The following is a 17,951-nucleotide window of genomic DNA, read 5'->3' as shown; positions in this document are numbered from 1 at the left end:
GGTCACGACCGTCCCCAGCACGACATCGCCGTCGCGCAGCCAGCGCGGCTCCGGCACGGGCGCGGCGAGGTACTCCTGGGTGGGTTGCGCACCGGCGATCCGCGGCACGCCGTCGGCGGAGCCGGGCAGCCCGAGCACCCACCCCGACAGGTCGTGCAGGAACACCGGCGACACGTCACCACCCACCCGGATGCCGTGGTCGGCATCGGCGTAGTAGCGCACCGTGACGTCCCCGTTGCCCGCGAGCGCCGTGTCGGTGATGATCTGCTCCGCGCCCTGCACGATGGGCATGGAGGCGTCGCCCGTGCCGTAGACGACCAGGACCGGGGCCGTCATCTGCCGCTGGTAGGGCGTCACGTCGAAGTCGGCGTACTCGAACCCGCCGCCGGGCAACGACATGCCCACCGCGCGCGGGATGGCACGGAAGACCCCGTGCGGCACCTGGGTGTTGCGCAGGTAGGAGTCCACGGCGAACGCCGCCTGCTGCCGCGGGGGGACGACCGGGGAGGACACCAGCACGACGAAGGCCAGGTCCGGGTCCTGGGCCGCCATCACGGGCGCGATCCATCCGCCCTCGCTCTCGGCGTAGACGCCGACCCGCGTCGGGTCGACGCCCGGCCAGGCGCGCAGCAGGTCGACCGACCGGGCGTAGTCACCGGCCATGGCCACGTAGTCGCGGTGTCGCGAGGTGTAGGTGTCCAGGCGCTTGTCCGGCACCATCGCCACGATCCCCTGGGAGGCGAGGCTGGCCGCCTGCGCGAGGAACGCCACCTGGTACCGACCGGTGCCTGCGCCGTGCACGAACACCACCGCGGGGACCAGCCCTGGGGCGCCGACCGGGGCGCTGATCCGGGCCTGCACGCTGACGCCGTCCAGCTCGACGGTCACCACGGACTCGCGCACCTCGTACGTACCCGGCGACACCGCCCCGCCGATCGCGGTGGACGCCGACTCCACGGTGATCGGGTCGGTCACCGGCTGGGGGTCCCACTGCGGGCCCAGCACCGACCCGAGGACGGCGAGCACGAGCACCCCGACGGCGGTGGAGGCCGCCACCCGGTACGCCTGCCGGCCGCGCGCGGCGGCCATCAACGCCCGGGCACGCGACCCCTGGCCCGGGTGCGCGGGCGTGGGCGTGGGTGTGGGCTCGGACGTGGGCTCAGGCGTGGGTGTGCGCGTGGGCGTGAGCTCGGGTGCGTGGTCCTCGCGGGGCATCAGAAACCCAGCTTCCCCAGCTGCTTGGGGTCGCGCTGCCAGTCCTTGGCGACCTTCACGTGCAGGTCCAGGTACACCCGGGCACCGAGCAGCGCCTCGATGCCCCTGCGGGCCTGGCTGCCCACGTCCCGCAGCCGGGCACCGCCGCGGCCGATGATGATGGCCTTCTGGCTGTCGCGCTCCACGTAGAGGTTGACCCGCACGTCGAGCATCGGTGTGCCGTCGCCGGTGCCCTCGCGCGGGACGATCTCCTCCACGACGACGGCCAGCGAGTGCGGCAGCTCGTCGCGCACGCCCTCGAGCGCCGCCTCGCGCACCAGCTCGGCCACCATCACCTGCTCGGGCTCGTCGGTCAGCTCACCCTCCGGGTACAGCGCGGGGCCCTGCGGCAGGTAGGAGACCAGCACGTCGGCGAGCACCTCGACCTGGTACCCGGACTGGGCGGACACCGGCACGATCTCGGCCCACTCCCCCAGCTGCTGCACGGCCAGCAGGTGCTCGGCGAGCCGTCCCTTGCCGACCAGGTCGGCCTTCGTGACGATGGCCACCACCGGGGTGCCACGTCCGTCGCGCGAGAGCTGGACGAGCTGCTCGGCGATGAACCGGTCGCCGGGGCCGACCTTCTGGTCGGCGGGCAGGCAGAAGCCCACCACGTCCACCTCGGTGAGCGTGTCGGTGACCAGGTGGTTGAGCCGCTCGCCGAGCAGCGTGCGCGGCCGGTGCAGCCCGGGGGTGTCGACGAGCACCAGCTGCGCGTCGGGACGGTGCACGATCCCGCGGATGGTGTGCCGGGTGGTCTGCGGACGCCCGGAGGTGATCGCGACCTTCTGGCCGACCAGGGCGTTGGTCAGCGTGGACTTGCCGGCGTTGGGGCGCCCGACGAAGCAGGCGAAGCCGGAACGGTGGGTCATCGGGGGTCTCCGTGCGGGGTGTCGGTGGTGTCGGGCGCGTCGTCGGACGTCGCCTCGGTACGGCTCACGAGCAGGGTGGACAGCTGGCGGCGGCGCCCGTCGGCGCGTTCGGCGACCAGGTGCAGCCCGTGGATGTCGCCAGCGGAGCCGGGCAGCGGCACCTTGCCGAGGGCCTTGGCCAGCAGGCCGGCCGCGGTGTCGACGTCCTCGTCGTCGACCTCCAGGTCGAACAGCTCGCCGAGCTCGTCACGGCCCAGCCGGGCGGGGACGCGGTAGGTGCCCTCGCCGAGGTCCTCGACGGCGCGGGCACTGGGATCGTGCTCGTCGGTGAGCTCACCGACGATCTCCTCCAGGGCGTCCTCGATGGTCACCAGGCCGGCGATGCCGCCGTACTCGTCGACGACCATCGCGAGGTGCGACGAGCCGCCCTGCAGCTCGCGCAGCAGGTCGTCGACGGGCTTGGACTCGGGGACGAACACGGCCGGGCGGGCCAGCGACGACGCCGGCGCCTCGAGCGCCTCGTCCCGGTCGGGACCCTGCAGCCTGCGGGCGATGTCCTTGAGGTAGAGCACGCCGCGCAGGTCGTCGACGGAGTGCCCGACGACGGGCACGCGCGAGAAGCCCGAGCGCAGCAGCAGGTTGAGCACCTTGTGCAGCGGGGTGTCGGCGCCGGTGGTGACCATGTCGGTGCGCGGCACCATGACCTCACGGGTCAGCGTCTGGCCCAGCTCGAGCACCGAGCGGAACAGCTCACGCTCGTCGTCCTCGATCACCTCGGACTCGCTGACGCGCTGCACCATCTCGCGCAGCTCGTCCTCCTCCTCCTGCGTGCGTTCCTCGGGCGTGGCCCGCGCCGCGCGGCCGACCTTGCCTGCCAGCACGGTGACCGCGAGCAGCAGGCGCGAGAGCACCACGAGGGTCGCCACCGGGTGGTGGCGACCGATGCGGCGCGGGCTGACGCGCACCAGCACGAACGCCACCCCGGCGCACACCGCCACGGCCAGCAGCGCGACCGCCCACCAGGGCAGGTCGCCCGAGGCGACGACGAGCGTGATGCACACGGTGGAGGTCATCTCGGCGACGAGCCGGACGAACGAGGCGGCGGCCGAGACCTGCCCGGGGCGTTCCACCAGCGCGCGCACGCGGTCCGCGGCGGCGTGCCGTTCGGCCACCAGCTCGGTCGCGGCGGCGCGCGTGACCCGGACGACGGCCACCTCACCGGCCGACAGGGCACCGGCGAGCAGGATCCCCGCGACCGCCAGGGTGACCAGCAGCGCGACGGGGACGTCGGTCATCGACCCGCCAGGAAGGTCAGGAGCAGGGTGCGCTGCAGCGCGAACATCTCCTTCTCCTCCTCGGGCTCGACGTGGTCGTAGCCGAGCAGGTGCAGGATCCCGTGCGTGGTCAGGAGCAGCAGCTCCTCGGCGGTGGAGTGGCCCGCGGCGCGGGCCTGCTGCGCGGCGACCTCCGGGCACAGCACGACGTCGCCCAGCAGCCCGGCGGGCGTCGGCTCGCCCTCGCGGCCGGGGCGCAGCTCGTCCATCGGGAACGAGAGCACGTCCGTGGGGCCGGGCTCGTCCATCCACCTCACGTGCAGGTCGGTCATGACGTCCGTGCCGACCAGCATGATCGACAGGTCCGTCTGGGGGTGCACGTGCATGGCGTCGAGCACGTAGCGGGCGAGCGCGGCGAACTCCGCCTCGTCGGCCTCGTACCCGGACTCGTTGTTGACCTCGATGCTCATCGGGCGATCATGTCCTGTCCCAGCGCGCGTACGCGTCGATGATGTCGCTGACCAGGCGGTGGCGGACCACGTCCGCGGAGCCCAGCCGGCAGAAGGCGACGTCGTCGACGCCGTCGAGGATCTGCTGCACGACGCGCAGACCCGAGGTGGTGGCCGAGGGCAGGTCGACCTGGGTCACGTCGCCGGTGACGACGACCTTGGACCCGAACCCGAGCCGGGTGAGGAACATCTTCATCTGCTCGACCGAGGTGTTCTGCGCCTCGTCGAGGATGATGAAGGAGTCGTTGAGCGTGCGGCCGCGCATGTACGCCAGGGGGGCGACCTCGATGGTGCCCGCCTCCAGCAGCCGTGGGATCGACTCGGGGTCGACCATGTCGTGCAGCGCGTCGTAGAGGGGCCGCAGGTAGGGGTCGATCTTGTCGTTGAGGGTGCCGGGCAGGAACCCGAGCCTCTCGCCCGCCTCGACGGCGGGGCGCGTCAGGACGATCCGGGTGACCTGGCGGGCCTGCAGGGCCTGCACGGCCTTGGCCATCGCCAGGTAGGTCTTGCCCGTGCCGGCCGGGCCGATGCCGAACGTGACGGTGTGCCGGTCGATCGCGTCGACGTAGTCCTTCTGCCCGGCGGTCTTGGGCCGGATGGTGCGCCCCCGGCCGGACAGGATGTTGAACGTGAGCACGTCCGCCGGTCGGGTCTGCGAGCCTGCGGCCAGCATCGCGACCGTGCGCTGCACCACGTCGGGTGTCAACGGCGTGCCGCCCTCGGTCATCTCGACGAGCTCCTCGACGAGACGTGCCACGAGCGCCACGTCACCGGCGGGCCCGCCGAGCGTGACCTCGTTTCCCCGCACGTGGATGTCGACCGAGGTGAACCCGGCCTCGATCGCCCGCAGGACCTCGTCGCGCAGACCGAGCAGCTCGACCATCGACACGCCGACGGGCACGGTGATGCGGTGCTCGACGCGCGTGTGCGCGGCGGCGCGGGGGGGCTGGGACGTGTCGCCAGGAGCGGCACCGGGGGCTGCGGCGGCGTTCACGGCACCGGGCGGCGGGGAGCTGGGTTCGGCCATGTCCGGACCATCTTACCGATCGGTCCGCGAGCGCCCTCGTCGGCGTGGGACGTCGCCGCGAGCACCCGGTTCGGCGAGACTGGGCCGTGTCCCGGGGCTACGGGGCCGCGAACCGCACGGAGGACGCGATCACGATGGCTGCAGCACGGGTGGGCGCACGACTGGTCACGGGCGTTGTCCTTCTCGGTCTGCTGACCTCGTGCGCCGATGCCGGGACCGGCACGTCCTCGACCGCCTCGCCCACCGGTGAGCCGACGGCGGGCGCCACGCCCACGGCGTCGTCCTCACCGTCCTCGTCCGCTGCGGACGACGCCTCACCCGCGCCCGGTGCCGACGTGGCCACCGCGGGCACCACGGTGCTGCTGACCCCGACGTCGGGCGCCGTCCTGGACGGCCCGACGGTGACGGTCAGCGGTGAGGGCACCGCGTTCGAGGGCACGCTCCTGTGGGACGTCGTCCCGGCCGGTTCGGGCGACGACGCGGTGGGGGTGGCCGAGGGGTTCACGCAGGCGGGCGCCAACGGCGAGGTCGGCCCGTTCACGTTCACCGTCGACCTGGAGCCGGGCGACTGGACGATCCGGGTGTGGGAGCCCGACATGTCCGACGGGGAGGGTGCGGAGGCCGGCGCCGACCGCCGCCACCTCGTGACCGTCACGGTCGCGGTGCGCTGAGCCCCTCGACCTGCTCGGCAGGGCGGTCCGCGGCCAGCAGGTTCACCGGCGGTCGTGAGCGGGACCACCACACGGCACCGACCAGCACGAGCGCCGCGGCCACCGCGACGGCGGCGCGCGCCCAGGGTGCCGCGGCGTCGGTCACGACGAGCGGTGCCAGCAGCAGCGCGACGAGGTTCATCACCTTGATGAGCGGGTTGAGCGACGGTCCGGCGGTGTCCTTGAACGGGTCACCGACGGTGTCGCCGATCACGGCGGCGGTGTGCTGCGGCGACCCCTTGCCACCCAGGTGGCCGTCCTCGATGTACTTCTTGGCGTTGTCCCAGGCACCACCCGAAGTGGACAGCATGACCGCGAGCAGCTGCCCGGTGAGGATCGCGCCGGCCAGGAACGCGCCGAGCGCCTCGGCGCCGAGCGCGAAGCCGACCACCACGGGCGAGAGCACGGCGAGCAGGCCGGGCGTCATCAGCTCGCGCAACGACGTGCGGGTGCACAGGTCGACGACGCGTGCGTAGTCCGGCCGTTCGGTGCCTGCCATGAGGCCCGGGTGTGCCCGGAACTGCTCACGGACCTCCAGCACCACCTGCGCCGCGGCGCGCGAGACCGCGCGGATGGCCAGGGAGGAGAACAGGAAGGCGACCGAGCCGCCCACGAGGAGGCCGACCAGCACCAGCGGGCGGTCGACACGGATGCCCTCGAACACCATGCCGGCCTGGCGCAGCGCCTGCTCGAACGAGCCGAACAGGGACGTCGCGGCGATCACGGCGGTCGCGATGGCGATGCCCTTGGTGATCGCCTTGGTCGAGTTGCCCACCGCGTCGAGGCGGCCGAGCACCTGGGCGGGGCGACCCTCGAACCCTCCGGACATCTCGGCGATGCCCTGGGCGTTGTCGCAGATCGGGCCGTAGGTGTCCATGGAGACGACCACACCGACAGTGGTGAGCATCCCCATGCCCGCCAACGAGATGAAGTACAGGGCCTCGGTCGCGTCGGTGGCCAGCACGGCCGCCATGGCGATGACGCCCCCGACGGTGAGCAGCGCGTACACGGTCGACTCCAGGCCGATCGAGAACCCCGACAGGACGGTGGTGGCCGGACCGGTCCGGGTGGACTGCGCGACCTCACGCACCGGTCGGTACCGCGTGTCGGTGAAGTACTGGGTGAGCACCTGGATCACCCCGGCCAGCACCAGTCCGAGGCAGACCGCCACGGCCGGTCGCAGGTCGTGCAGGTACAGCTGGGAGAACACCAGCACGAGGAGCGCCGAGACCACGGCCGACAGGAAGAAGCCCCGGTTGATCGAGCGCATGCCGTGCTCGTCGTCGGTGCGGGGGCGCACCGCGAGGATCCCGACGATCGAGGTGAGGACCCCGATGGCCCGCACGACCAGGGGGAACATCACACCGGTGATCGCCCCGCCCGGGGAGTCGGCCAGCGCGGCTGCGCCGAGGATCAGCGAGGCCACGAGCGTGACCTCGTACGACTCGAACAGGTCGGCGGCCATGCCGGCGCAGTCCCCCACGTTGTCGCCGACGTTGTCGGCGATGGTGGCCGCGTTGCGCGGGTCGTCCTCCGGGATGCCCTGCTCGACCTTGCCCACCAGGTCCGCACCCACGTCCGCCGCCTTGGTGAAGATGCCACCACCGACACGCATGAACATGGCCAGCAGCGCCGCCCCGAACCCGAAACCGACCAGGACCGTGGTGGAGTCCGGGCCGAACACCAGAAGGATCACGGTGGCGCCGAGCAGCCCGAGCCCGACGGTGAACATCCCTGCCACACCGCCGGCGCGGAACGCCACCCGCATCGCGGCCCGCAACCCGGTGACCCTGGCGGCCTGCGCGGTGCGCACGTTGGCGCGCACCGCGAGCCACATGCCCGCGTAGCCGGTCAGCGCGCTGAACCCGGCGCCCAGCACGAAGGCCGCCGAGCGGCCCAGCCGCAGGGCGACCTCGGTGTGCGCGGCGTCCTGCGGCACGGGCAGGGCGAACGCGAGCACGCACGCGAGCACGGCGATGAACACCGCGACGGTCCGCAGCTGCCGGCGCAGGTAGGCCTTCGCGCCGGCCTGGATGGCACGGGCGATCTCGACCATGGTCGGTGTGCCGCTCGGCGCGGCGAGCACCTGGCGCACGAGCCAGTACGCGAAGCCGAGGGCACCGAGGGCGACCACCAGGACCACCCACAACGTCGTGGTCTCCCCCGGGCCGAAGACGACCGCGAGGCTGTCGGTCTCGGACGTCCCCAGCCGGTGCAGCATGGTCATCTCCCGCCACGACGCGGCACCGCGCACCTCGTCGTGGCGGACCACCTCGACCAAAGTATGACCGAAACCACAGCTCACCGTGGGACTTCCGTCATAGGCCCTTGGTCCCTGAGCAGGTCAGGGCGTCCGGGCGCAGACTGGCCCGCAGGCGGGCAACGGGGCCCGCGCGCCCCTCGGAGGTAATCCATGGCCACCTATGTGAAGGACTTCAGCGAAGGCGACAGGGACCAGAAGGACCTGCTCGGGGGGAAGGGGGCCAACCTCGCCGAGATGACACGTCTCGGCCTGCCCGTCCCCCCCGGGTTCACCATCACCACCGAGGCGTGCCGGGCGTTCATGCGCACCGGCGAGGTCCCGGCCGAGCTGCGCGTCGAGGTCACCATGGCGCTGCGCCGGCTCGAGGACGCCCTCGGCCGCCAGCTCGGCGACTTCCACGAGCCGCTGCTGGTCTCCGTGCGCTCCGGCGCCAAGTTCTCCATGCCGGGCATGATGGAGACGGTCCTGAACGTCGGGCTCAACGACGCGTCCGTGCAGGGTCTGGCCCAGTTCTCCGGCGACGAGCGGTTCGCGTGGGACTCCTACCGCCGGCTCATCCAGATGTTCGGCCGCACGGTCCTGGACATCGAGGGCGAGCTGTTCGCCGACGCGCTCGACAAGGCCAAGGCCTCGCGCGGCGTCACGTCCGACGTCGAGCTCACCGCCGACGACCTGCGCATCCTGGTCGACACGTTCAAGGAGATCGTCCGCACGCAGACCGGCAAGGAGTTCCCGCAGCACCCGCGCGAGCAGCTCGACCTGGCGATCGTCGCCGTGCTGCGCTCGTGGGGCACCGAACGGGCCCGCCTGTACCGCCGCAAGGAGCGCATCCCGGACGACCTGGGCACCGCCGTCAACGTGTGCTCGATGGTCTTCGGGAACCTCGGCCCGACGTCGGGCACGGGCGTGGCGTTCACCCGCAACCCCTCGACCGGCGAGACCGGCGACTACGGCGACTACCTGGTCAACGCCCAGGGCGAGGACGTCGTGGCCGGCATCCGCAACACCTTGTCGTTGGCGGACCTCGAAGAGGTCGACCCCGTCGCCTACGGCGAGCTGCGGCAGGCCATGCGCCGCCTGGAGACCCACTACCGCGACCTGTGCGACATCGAGTTCACCATCGAGCGCGGCAAGCTGTGGATGCTGCAGACCCGGGTCGGCAAGCGCACTGCGCCGGCGGCGTTCCGCATCGCCTGCCAGCTCGTCGACGAGCACCTCATCACCATGGACGAGGCCCTCTCGCGCGTGAACGGCGCCCAGCTGTCCCAGCTGCTGTTCCCGCAGTTCGACGCCGACGGCGAGCGCACGCAGCTGACGCGGGCCATGGCGGCCTCCCCCGGTGCCGCGGTCGGCATGGCGGTCTTCGACTCCGCCACCGCCCAGGAGTGGGCCGAGGAGGGCAAGGACGTCATCCTGGTCCGCCGCGAGACCAACCCGGACGACCTGGGCGGCATGATCGCGGCCGTCGGCATCCTCACCGCCCGCGGCGGCAAGACGTCGCACGCCGCCGTGGTCGCCCGCGGCATGGGCCGGACCGCGGTGGTCGGCGCCGAGGCGCTCGACATCGACATGGTCACGCGCTCGTTCGCCGTCGCGGGCCACACGATCCACGAGGGTGACGTCATCGCGATCGACGGCTCGACCGGCGACGTGTTCCTCGGCGACGTGCCCGTCATGCCCTCGCCCGTGAGCACGTACCTCGAGGAGGGCCTCGATGTCGCCCTGGCCTCCACCGACGACGAGGAGACCCGTGACCTGGTCACTGCCGTCGACCGGATCCTGCGGCACGCCGACGCCACCCGGCGCCTGCACATCCACGCCAATGCCGACACCGCCGAGGACGCCGCCCGGGCCCGCCGGCTCGGCGCCGAGGGCATCGGGCTGTGCCGCACCGAGCACATGTTCCTCGGCGAGCGCCGCGTGCTCGTCGAGCGCGTCGTGCTGGCCACGGACGACGCCGCCCGGCAGGAGGCCCTCGACGCGCTGCTGCCGCTGCAGCGGGAGGACTTCGTGGACCTGCTGCGCGAGATGGACGGACTGCCCACCACGATCCGCCTGCTCGACCCGCCGCTGCACGAGTTCCTGCCGGACTTCACCGAGCTGTCGGTGAAGGTCGCACTCGCCGAGGCGCGCGGGGAGGTCGACGAGGCCGATGTGCAGCTGCTCGCCGCAGTCACCCGCATGCACGAGGCGAACCCCATGCTCGGTCTGCGTGGTGTCCGCCTCGGGCTGGTCGTGCCGGGCCTGTTCGCGCTGCAGATCCGGGCGATCTGCGAGGCGGTGGCGATCCGCCGCGTGGCCGGCGGTGACCCGCACGCCGAGATCATGGTGCCGCTGGTCGGGTCCGTGCAGGAGCTGCGGATCATCCGCGAGGAAGCCCTGGGCATCATGGCCGAGGTGGGTGCCGAGCACGGGATCACGCTCGACCTGCCCGTGGGCGTCATGATCGAGCTGCCGCGGGCGGCCCTCACCGCCGACCGCATCGCCGAGGAGGCGCAGTTCTTCTCCTTCGGCACCAACGACCTGACGCAGACCACGTGGGGTTTCTCCCGCGACGACGTCGAGGGTGCGTTCTTCGCGCAGTACACGGCCAACGGTGTGCTGAGCGTCTCCCCGTTCGAGACCATCGACGCCCGCGGCGTCGGGCGTCTCGTGCGGATCGCCGTCGAGGAAGGTCGGGCCACCCGCCCCGACCTCACGATCGGTGTGTGCGGCGAGCACGGCGGAGACCCGGAGTCGATCCGGTTCTTCGACTCCGTCGGGCTGGACTACGTGTCCTGCTCGCCGTTCCGGGTGCCCGTCGCCCGGCTCGAGGCAGGGCGTGCGTCGGTCGCCGGACCGGACACCGACGCACGGTAGGTGACGCCCGACCAGGGCGTCACCCCTGGACACGGAGGGCCCGGTCGGCGAGGAGAATCGCCGGCCAGGCCCTCCGGCACGTGCGGACGAGGGTCGACCGAAGGGGGCACGCCCTCGGGGTCGGCCACTGACGCGGCCAGGTCCGGCGGACCGGGGATCAGGCCCAGCGGCCGAGGCGTTCGGCCAGCAGAGCCAGCGCGACCGGGCCGGCCGTCGAGGTGCGCAGCACGTGCGGACCCAGACGGACCGCCTGGGCGCCGGCCTGCGTCAGCAACGCCGTCTCACGCTCCGTGATGCCACCCTCGGGGCCGACCACCACCAGGCACTCGGCAGGTCCGTCCGGCGAGCCCTCCGGCAGCGCGGCCCGGGCGATCGGGGTCGTTGCCTCCTCGTGCAGCACGAGAGCCACCCCACCTGCTGCCACGCACGCCGCGACACGCGCCACCAGTCCGGCGGTGTCGACCGCGAGCCCCACCTCCGGGACGCAGGCGCGCCGCGACTGCTTGGCGGCCGAACGCACCGTGGCCAGCCACCGGGCCCGGCTCTTGGCCGCGCGGTCCCCCCGCCACACGACGATCGAGCGGTCCGCCTGCCACGGCAGCACGCCGTCCGCCCCGACCTCGGTGGCCGCCTCGATCGCCAGCTCGTCCCGGTCGCCCTTGGCCAGGGCCTGGACGAGCACCAGGCTCACCGCGGGCGCCGGTTCCTCGACACGTTCGAGCACCCGCAGCTGCAGCCCGTGCTGGTCGACCGTCTCGACGACCGTGCGCAGCCGCACACCCGCACCGTCGACCACGTCCAGGTGCTCCCCCGCACCTCGGCGCTGCACGACACCGGCGTGCCGACCCTCCGCGCCGTCGAGCAGGTAGAGCGCACCGGCGAGCACCCCGCCGAGCGTGCCCGGCTCGGCGAGGAAGACCGGCGCGCTCACCGGCCGGAGAGCTTGTCGCGCAGCTTGGAGAACACCCCGGCGCTGGCGGCCTGCAACCGCGCCTCGGGGCGCTCCTCGCCGCGCAGCGTCGCCAGACGGCGCAGCAGCTCGGACTGCTCCTCGTCGAGCGGCGTGGGCACCTGGACCTCCACGTGCACGTGCAGGTCGCCACGTCCGCCGTGGTGCAGGTGACCGACACCCAGACCCTTGAGGGTGACCACCTGCGCCGGCTGCGTGCCCGGCCGGAGGTCGACCTCGCGCGGGCCGTCGAGCGTGTCGAGGGTCAGCACGGTGCCGAGCGCGGCGGCGGTCATGGGCACCGGCAGCGTGGCGTGCAGATCGTCGCCCTGCCGCACGAACACCTCGTGCTTGCGCTCACGGATCTCCAGGTACACGTCACCGGCGGGACCACCCGCGGGCCCGACCTCACCCTGCGCGGTGAGCTTGATGCGCGTCCCGGTGTCGACACCGGCCGGCACGTCGACGCTGAGGGTGCGGCGCGAGCGCACGCGACCCTCACCGGCGCACTCGGTGCACGGCTCGGGGATCACGGTGCCGAACCCGTGGCACGCGGCGCACGGCTGGGTGGTCATCACCTGGCCCAGGAACGAGCGGGCCACGCGCTGCACCGACCCGCGCCCGGCGCAGACCTCGCAGGTGCGCGGCACCGTTCCGGGCCGGCAGCACGTGCCCTGGCACGTCGGGCACACCACGGCGGTGTCGACCTGCACGTCGCGGTGCACGCCGAACGTCGCCTCGGCCAGGTCGATGTCGAGCCGCACGAGGGCGTCCTGCCCGCGGCGTGCCCGCGGGATCGGACCGCGCTGCGCCTGGGCGCCGGCACCGAAGAACGTCTCGAAGATGTCCTGGAAGCCGAAGCCTCCGCCCATGCCCCCACCGGGCGAGGCCGGGTCGGCACCCATGTCGTAGGCGCGGCGCTTCTCGGGGTTGCCGAGCACGTCGTAGGCCCGCGAGACGTCCTTGAACCTGTCCTCGGAGGCCGCGTCGGTCCCGGCGACGTCCGGGTGGTGCTCGCGCGCGAGCTTGCGGTACGCCTTCTTGATCGCCTCCGGGCTCGCGTCCCGCGGCACGCCGAGGATCTCGTAGTAGTCGGTCACGTCCCACTTCCGATGATGAGGGGGTCTGCCGCACGCCGAGCAGGCGAGGGCTGAGCGGTCAAGGACAAGGCGGTCAGGCTCATCCGGCGGCCAGGATCCGGGTCAGGTACCGGGCCACGGCGCGCACCGCGGCCATCGTGGCCGGGTAGTCCATGCGCAGCGGCCCGATGGAGCCGACCCGGGCCACCGGTCCGCCGTCACCGCCGTAGCCGGTGGTGACGAAGCTCGTCTCGAGCAGGCCCTCGTGCTGCGTCTCGCGGCCGATGCGCACCGAGATGCTCGCGGAGTCCTCGGCCATCTCCGACAGCAGCCGCAGCAGCACGACCTGCTCCTCGAGGGCTTCGAGCACCGGGCCGATCGAGTGCGCGAAGTCGCTGCCGCCGCGGGCCAGGTTGGCGGTCCCGGCCAGCACGACACGCTCCTCGACCTGCTCGCCGAGGGTCTCCTCGACGACGGCCACGACCTGGCGCACGAGGGGCTGGTCGGCCGGGGCGAACGAGTCGAGCAGCCCGGCCAACGACTGGTGCATCTCGGCGAGCCGCCGCCCGGCGGCCGCGACGTTCAGCCGGGCGCGCAGCACGGCGATCACGGCCTCGTCCAGGTCGTGCTCGAGCTCGAGCGTGCGCTGCTCGACGCGCCCCGTGTCGGTGATGAGCACCACGAGCAGGTGCCGTTGCCCCACCGGGACCAGCTCGACGTGACGCATGGCCGACCGGCGCAGCGACGGGTACTGGACGACTGCGACCTGCTGCGTGAGCTGGGCGATCAGCCGCACCGCCCGGTCGACGACGTCGTCGAGGTCCACCGCGTCCTCGAGGAACGCGCCGATGGCGCGCTTCTCCGGCTGCGAGAGGGGCTTGACGGTCGAGAGCCGGTCGACGAACAGGCGGTACCCCTTGTCGGTGGGCACCCGGCCGGCCGACGTGTGCGGCTGCGCGATGAACCCGCCCTCCTCGAGGGCGGCCATGTCGTTGCGGATCGTGGCGGGCGAGACACCCAGGCCGTGCCGCTCGACGAGGGCGCGAGAGCCCACGGGCTCACGGGTCGCGACGTAGTCCTCGACGATCGCGCGCAGCACGTCCAGCCGCCGGTCCTCGCTCATCTCGCCTCCCACCGTGAGTAGCACTCGACCTCCCGGAGTGCCAATCCTACGACGCGCGCACCCCGTCGCCCGTGTGCGCCTGCGCACACCGCGCCCACGACCCTAGAGTGCCCCGGTGACCCACGACCGCTACGGCTCCGACGTCCTGTCCGCAGCCGGCTCGAACGCCGACCGTCCCGGCACCGGCGCCCGCTCTCCCCACCACCGGCAGGCCCGGCAGTCGCGCCCCTGCCCGGCCGAGCGTGGCCTGGTGGTCGAGGAGGTCACCACCGGCTGGGTCGGCGCGGTCGTGCGTGTGGAGAAGTCCGGCGGGCTGCACGTGGTCGTGCTGGAGGACCGCCGCGGCCGCACCCGCACGTTCCCGCTCGGGCCCGGGTTCTGGGTGGACGGCGAACCCGTCGAGCTCACCGCACCGGTCCGGGCGTCGGCCGCGGCCCCCACCCGGACCGCGTCGGGCTCGGTGGCCGTCAAGGACGCCCGCGCCCGCGTGGCGCGCGGCAGCCGCATCTGGGTCGAGGGCAAGCACGACGCCGAGCTCGTCGAGAAGGTCTGGGGCGACGACCTGCGCATCGAGGGGGTGGTCGTCGAGCTGCTCGACGGCGTGGACAACCTGGCCGACGCGCTCGCCGAGTTCCGGCCCACCGCGCAGCGTCGCGTCGGCGTGCTGGTCGACCACCTGGTACCCGGGTCCAAGGAGTCGCGCATCGCCGCCGAGGCCGTCCGGGGGATGCCGGCCGGCAGCGTGCTCGTGCTGGGGCACCCGTACGTGGACGTGTGGCAGGCGGTGCGTCCCGAGCGCATCGGGCTGCACGCGTGGCCGACCATCGAGCGGGGCACCGAGTGGAAGCACGGGATCCTGCGCGAGCTGGGCTGGCCCGCCGACGAGCAGGCGGACGTGGCCCGTGCGTGGCAGCGGATCCTGCGCCAGGTGCGCTCGTTCGCGGACCTGGAGCCGAGCCTGCTCGGCCGGGTCGAGGAGCTCATCGACTTCGTGACCGCCTGAGCACCCGCCCGGCACGACGACGCCCCGGCCCACCCGCGTGCAGCGGGCGGACCGGGGCGCGGTCGTGACGGCCTGACGGCCGCCGGGCCGAGGGGTCAGGGCGCGACGTTCTCGCCTAGCAGCCGACGGTAGAAGAACGCGCTGGCCACGAGCGCGACCGGCACGGCCACGAACAGACCCAGGCCGCACAGCGCTGCACCGGCGCCGACGATCACCACGACGAGCAGGTAGAACAGCACCGCCGAGGACAGGTTCGCCTGGACCAGCGCCACGCTCGCCTTGAACGCGTCGATCGGGGGCAGCTTCTTGTCGATCACGAAGAACAGCGTGAAGAACAGGAAGAAGTTCACCGCGATGGACACCAAGGTCCCGAAGAACGGGATGAACGAGAGCACGAAGCTGATCGCGGCGAACAGCAGCGCCGTGATCACGATCGGGCCCAGGTCGGCGAAGTTGAAGAACGTCGACAGCTCGATCCGCCGGCCGTAGGTCACCTCGAGCGCGGCCCGGATGAACATGGCCTCCACGACGAAGAACAGCAGCGAGCCCAGTGCGGCGAGCAACGACCACAGCACCGAGACCCCGGTGCCCACGAACCCGTTGTCCCCACCGACGGCGGTCAGCCCCCCGAGGATCCCGAACAGGATCCCCCAGACGACGAACGCGCCGAGGATCCAGATCAGGCCAGCGACGATGAACGTCCCGCCGTTCTGCGTGAACTTGTTCCACCCGTAGGTGAGCGCCTCACCGATGGGCTGCGTGGACGACGGGGCGCCCTGGTAACCACCGGCCGGGGGCGGGTACGCGCCGGGCGGCGGCGCCTGGTAGCCCCCAGGTCCGGGCTGGCCGGGCTGGCCGTACGGCGTGGCGGGCGGCGGGTACGCACCCGGCGGCGGCGGGTACGCGCCAGGCGGGGGCGGGACGGCACCGGTCGGCGGCACCGGCGGGGTGGGAGGAACCGGGACCTGCGGGGTCGTCGGCTCGGGCACGTCGTCCTGCGGCGGCGTGCCGCCCGTGTTCTCGCTCATGCGTGACCTTCCGGTTCAGGGGTGCGCGCCAGGTCGTAGGCGTGGGCGCACCATGGGGCGAACCCTTGCGAAACCGGACATCGCCTGTCAAGGAACACGCGGCAGGGAGCGGGCCGTGGCCCGGCACGCCCGGGACCCCGACGGTGCGGGCCGCGCGCCTCCGGGAGGACTGAGGGGTACCCCTGAGATGCCCCTGAACTTGGTCGCCCGTCGGCGCCGGACAGGTCGGCGCTCGGTAGGCTCGCCGAGAACGCCGCACGACGCAGCACCTGCGGGCGCGGCGCACGAACAACTCACACCAGGAGACCTCGATGTCCGGCCAGTACCCGCCCCCTGCCTACGTCCCGCCCAGCGCCCCGCCGCTGCGTCCCGACGAGGAGCGCACCTGGGCGATCCTCGGGCACCTGCTGACGTTGGTGGCCGGTTTCCTGGCGCCGCTGGTCATCTGGCTGGTGTTCAAGGGCCGCGGGCCCTACCTGGAGGACCAGGCCAAGGAGTCGCTGAACTTCCAGCTCACGCTGCTCATCGCGTACGTGGTCGGCGGGGTGACGAGCATCATCGGCATCGGTCTGGTCATCCTGGCGCTCGCCGCGATCGCGCAGCTGCTGTTCGCGATCCTGGCCGCGGTCGCCGTGGGCCGGTTCGAGTGGTACCGCTACCCGGTCACGCTGCGGATGGTCTCCTGACCCGCAGCGTGACCTGACCGGCGCCGGTCACCCGACCAGCGCCCGCACGACCGCGTCGGCCAGCAACCGGCCACGCGGGGTGAGCACCAGCCGGGGCTCGCGCACCCCGTCGGTGCGCGTGCCCCGGACCGCCGCCAGGCCGTCCACGAGCCCGTCGGCCACCAACGAGGCCACGGCGGCCCGGCCGGGCACGGGTACCTCGGACACCGGCAGGCCCTCGGCCAGCCGCACCCCCAGCATCACGCGCTCCAGGGCGACCGTGTCGGTGTCGAGGACCTCGCGCCCGGCCGCCGGGCTGAGGCCCGCCGCGAGGCGGTCGGCGTACGCGCGAGGGTGCTTGACGTTCCACCAGCGCACGCCGCCCACGTGGCTGTGCGCTCCGGGGCCCAGACCCCACCAGTCGTCCCCCCGCCAGTAGGCCAGGTTGTGCCGGCAGGCGTCGGCGTCGGTGCGCGCCCAGTTCGACACCTCGTACCAGTGCAGCCCGGCCCCGGTGAGCAGGTCGTCGGCGAGCTCGTACTTGGCAGCCTGGTCGTCCTCGTCAGGCAGCGCCAGGTCACCGCGGCGCACCTGCACCGCCATCCGGGTGCCCTGCTCGACCACCAGGGCGTAGGCCGAGACGTGGTCGACCCCGGTGGCCAGCGCCGCCTCGACGCTGGCCCGCCAGTCGTCGAGCGACTCCCCCGGTGTGCCGTAGATGAGGTCGAGCGACACCGCCAGCCCGGCGTCCCGCGCCCAGCGCACCACGTCGGGGATCCGGCGCGGGTCGTGCGTGCGCTCGAGCGTGGCCAGCACGTGCGGCACGGCGGACTGCATGCCGAACGAGACCCGGGTGAACCCGCCGGCCGCGAGCGCCGCCAGCGACTGCGGAGTCACCGAGTCCGGGTTGGCCTCGGTGGTGACCTCCGCGGAGGCGGCCAGACCCCAGGTGCTGCGCAGCCCGTCGAGCATGCGCACCAGGTCGTCGACCGGCAGCACCGTCGGTGTGCCTCCGCCGACGAACACCGTCTGCACGGGCCGCGCCGGCAGCCCGGCGTCGTCGAGCACCCGGGCCGCGAGCGCGACCTCGGCCAGCACGGTCTGCGCGTACGCGTCCTGGCTGGCGCCCCCACCCAGCTCGGTGGCCGTGTAGGTGTTGAAGTCGCAGTACCCGCAGCGCACCGTGCAGAACGGCACGTGCAGGTACACCCCGAAGGCACGGTCCGTCGGCCCTCCCGCGGAGGCGGGCAGGGTGCCGTCGTCGGGCGCAGGGTCACCCTGCGGGAGCGTGGGGGGCATGCCTCCATGGTCGCACCCGCCCGGGGTCCACCTGGGC

The 17,951-nt window shown here is 73.0% G+C and carries 15 protein-coding genes; 4 read left to right on the top strand and 11 right to left on the bottom strand.

From position 1 onward, the window contains the following. From ACTHAM_RS10765 to ACTHAM_RS10745, 5 genes are all read right to left on the bottom strand, one after another. Nucleotides 1-1,215, bottom strand: a 1,215-nt coding sequence (locus tag ACTHAM_RS10765; protein WP_440687211.1) for an alpha/beta hydrolase family protein, incomplete at its 3' end; no start/stop codon positions are given. Continuing rightward, nucleotides 1,215-2,126, bottom strand: a complete 912-nt coding sequence (gene era, locus ACTHAM_RS10760; RefSeq protein WP_440687209.1) for a GTPase Era — start codon at nucleotides 2,124-2,126, stop codon at nucleotides 1,215-1,217. The genes era and ACTHAM_RS10765, both read right to left, overlap by 1 nt. Further along, nucleotides 2,123-3,421, bottom strand: coding sequence for a hemolysin family protein (locus tag ACTHAM_RS10755; protein WP_440687207.1), 1,299 nt, complete (start codon nucleotides 3,419-3,421; stop codon nucleotides 2,123-2,125). Before ACTHAM_RS10755 ends, era begins: the two co-directional genes overlap by 4 nt. Beyond that, nucleotides 3,418-3,870: an rRNA maturation RNase YbeY gene (gene ybeY, locus ACTHAM_RS10750; RefSeq protein WP_440687205.1), complete on the bottom strand. Its 453-nt coding sequence runs from the start codon at nucleotides 3,868-3,870 to the stop codon at nucleotides 3,418-3,420. The genes ACTHAM_RS10755 and ybeY overlap by 4 nt, the downstream gene beginning before the upstream one ends. Nucleotides 3,871-3,877: 7 nt before the next feature. Further along, nucleotides 3,878-4,936 carry a PhoH family protein gene (locus ACTHAM_RS10745; protein ID WP_440687203.1) on the bottom strand — a complete coding sequence of 353 codons (1,059 nt, stop codon included), beginning with the start codon at nucleotides 4,934-4,936 and terminating at the stop codon, nucleotides 3,878-3,880. Between the two features lie 134 nt (nucleotides 4,937-5,070). Between ACTHAM_RS10745 and ACTHAM_RS10740 the strand changes: the two genes are divergently transcribed. Beyond that, nucleotides 5,071-5,607: a Gmad2 immunoglobulin-like domain-containing protein gene (locus ACTHAM_RS10740; protein WP_440687201.1), complete on the top strand. Its 537-nt coding sequence runs from the start codon at nucleotides 5,071-5,073 to the stop codon at nucleotides 5,605-5,607. Here ACTHAM_RS10740 and ACTHAM_RS10735 read toward each other — a convergent pair. Beyond that, entirely contained in the window at nucleotides 5,588-7,951 is a 2,364-nt protein-coding gene (locus ACTHAM_RS10735) for a sodium-translocating pyrophosphatase (RefSeq protein WP_440687199.1), read from the bottom strand. The genes ACTHAM_RS10740 and ACTHAM_RS10735 overlap by 20 nt on opposite strands. Nucleotides 7,952-8,059: 108 nt before the next feature. Between ACTHAM_RS10735 and ppdK the strand changes: the two genes are divergently transcribed. Next, nucleotides 8,060-10,768 carry a pyruvate, phosphate dikinase gene (gene ppdK, locus ACTHAM_RS10730; RefSeq protein ID WP_440687196.1) on the top strand — a complete coding sequence of 903 codons (2,709 nt, stop codon included), beginning with the start codon at nucleotides 8,060-8,062 and terminating at the stop codon, nucleotides 10,766-10,768. Nucleotides 10,769-10,925: 157 nt separating this feature from the next. Here the strand turns inward: ppdK and ACTHAM_RS10725 are convergent, their stop codons facing one another. From ACTHAM_RS10725 to hrcA, 3 genes are all read right to left on the bottom strand, one after another. Further along, complete coding sequence (locus ACTHAM_RS10725; RefSeq protein ID WP_440687194.1) at nucleotides 10,926-11,699, bottom strand: 16S rRNA (uracil(1498)-N(3))-methyltransferase; 774 nt, start codon at nucleotides 11,697-11,699, stop codon at nucleotides 10,926-10,928. Next, complete coding sequence (dnaJ, locus tag ACTHAM_RS10720; RefSeq protein WP_440687192.1) at nucleotides 11,696-12,817, bottom strand: molecular chaperone DnaJ; 1,122 nt, start codon at nucleotides 12,815-12,817, stop codon at nucleotides 11,696-11,698. Before dnaJ ends, ACTHAM_RS10725 begins: the two co-directional genes overlap by 4 nt. A gap of 79 nt (nucleotides 12,818-12,896) precedes the next feature. Continuing rightward, nucleotides 12,897-13,919, bottom strand: a complete 1,023-nt coding sequence (hrcA, locus tag ACTHAM_RS10715; protein ID WP_440687190.1) for a heat-inducible transcriptional repressor HrcA — start codon at nucleotides 13,917-13,919, stop codon at nucleotides 12,897-12,899. A 115-nt stretch (nucleotides 13,920-14,034) separates the two neighbouring features. Here hrcA and ACTHAM_RS10710 point away from each other — a divergent pair, with 115 nt between their 5' ends. Next, a complete protein-coding gene (locus ACTHAM_RS10710; RefSeq protein WP_440687188.1) occupies nucleotides 14,035-14,922 on the top strand; it encodes a DUF3097 domain-containing protein in 888 nt (295 codons plus the stop codon). 95 nt (nucleotides 14,923-15,017) lie between these two features. Here ACTHAM_RS10710 and ACTHAM_RS10705 read toward each other — a convergent pair whose 3' ends face one another. Then, complete coding sequence (locus ACTHAM_RS10705; protein WP_440687186.1) at nucleotides 15,018-15,950, bottom strand: hypothetical protein; 933 nt, start codon at nucleotides 15,948-15,950, stop codon at nucleotides 15,018-15,020. Between the two features lie 311 nt (nucleotides 15,951-16,261). On the opposite strand from ACTHAM_RS10705, the gene ACTHAM_RS10700 reads away from it, so the two are divergent. Then, a complete protein-coding gene (locus ACTHAM_RS10700) occupies nucleotides 16,262-16,636 on the top strand; it encodes a DUF4870 domain-containing protein (protein ID WP_440687184.1) in 375 nt (124 codons plus the stop codon). Between the two features lie 27 nt (nucleotides 16,637-16,663). Here ACTHAM_RS10700 and hemW read toward each other — a convergent pair whose 3' ends face one another. Then, a complete protein-coding gene (gene hemW, locus ACTHAM_RS10695; RefSeq protein ID WP_440687182.1) occupies nucleotides 16,664-17,914 on the bottom strand; it encodes a radical SAM family heme chaperone HemW in 1,251 nt (416 codons plus the stop codon). Nucleotides 17,915-17,951: the final 37 nt, after the last annotated feature.

This window comes from Cellulomonas soli, from assembly GCF_052036975.1.
Lineage (GTDB): Bacteria > Actinomycetota > Actinomycetes > Actinomycetales > Cellulomonadaceae > Cellulomonas > Cellulomonas soli_A.
This window is presented reverse-complemented; position numbering and strand designations above follow the sequence as displayed.

What these genes read in the sequence shown, in the direction of transcription:
- ACTHAM_RS10755 (WP_440687207.1), bottom strand. Translation starts at nt 3,421, where the DNA reads ATGACCGACGTCCCCGTCGCGCTGCTGGTCACCCTGGCGGTCGCGGGG.
- ACTHAM_RS10700 (WP_440687184.1), top strand. Translation starts at nt 16,262, where the DNA reads ATGTCCGGCCAGTACCCGCCCCCTGCCTACGTCCCGCCCAGCGCCCCG.
- ppdK (WP_440687196.1), top strand. Translation starts at nt 8,060, where the DNA reads ATGGCCACCTATGTGAAGGACTTCAGCGAAGGCGACAGGGACCAGAAG.
- ACTHAM_RS10740 (WP_440687201.1), top strand. Translation starts at nt 5,071, where the DNA reads ATGGCTGCAGCACGGGTGGGCGCACGACTGGTCACGGGCGTTGTCCTT.
- era (WP_440687209.1), bottom strand. Translation starts at nt 2,126, where the DNA reads ATGACCCACCGTTCCGGCTTCGCCTGCTTCGTCGGGCGCCCCAACGCC.
- ACTHAM_RS10705 (WP_440687186.1), bottom strand. Translation starts at nt 15,950, where the DNA reads ATGAGCGAGAACACGGGCGGCACGCCGCCGCAGGACGACGTGCCCGAG.
- ybeY (WP_440687205.1), bottom strand. Translation starts at nt 3,870, where the DNA reads ATGAGCATCGAGGTCAACAACGAGTCCGGGTACGAGGCCGACGAGGCG.
- hrcA (WP_440687190.1), bottom strand. Translation starts at nt 13,919, where the DNA reads ATGAGCGAGGACCGGCGGCTGGACGTGCTGCGCGCGATCGTCGAGGAC.
- hemW (WP_440687182.1), bottom strand. Translation starts at nt 17,914, where the DNA reads ATGCCCCCCACGCTCCCGCAGGGTGACCCTGCGCCCGACGACGGCACC.
- ACTHAM_RS10745 (WP_440687203.1), bottom strand. Translation starts at nt 4,936, where the DNA reads ATGGCCGAACCCAGCTCCCCGCCGCCCGGTGCCGTGAACGCCGCCGCA.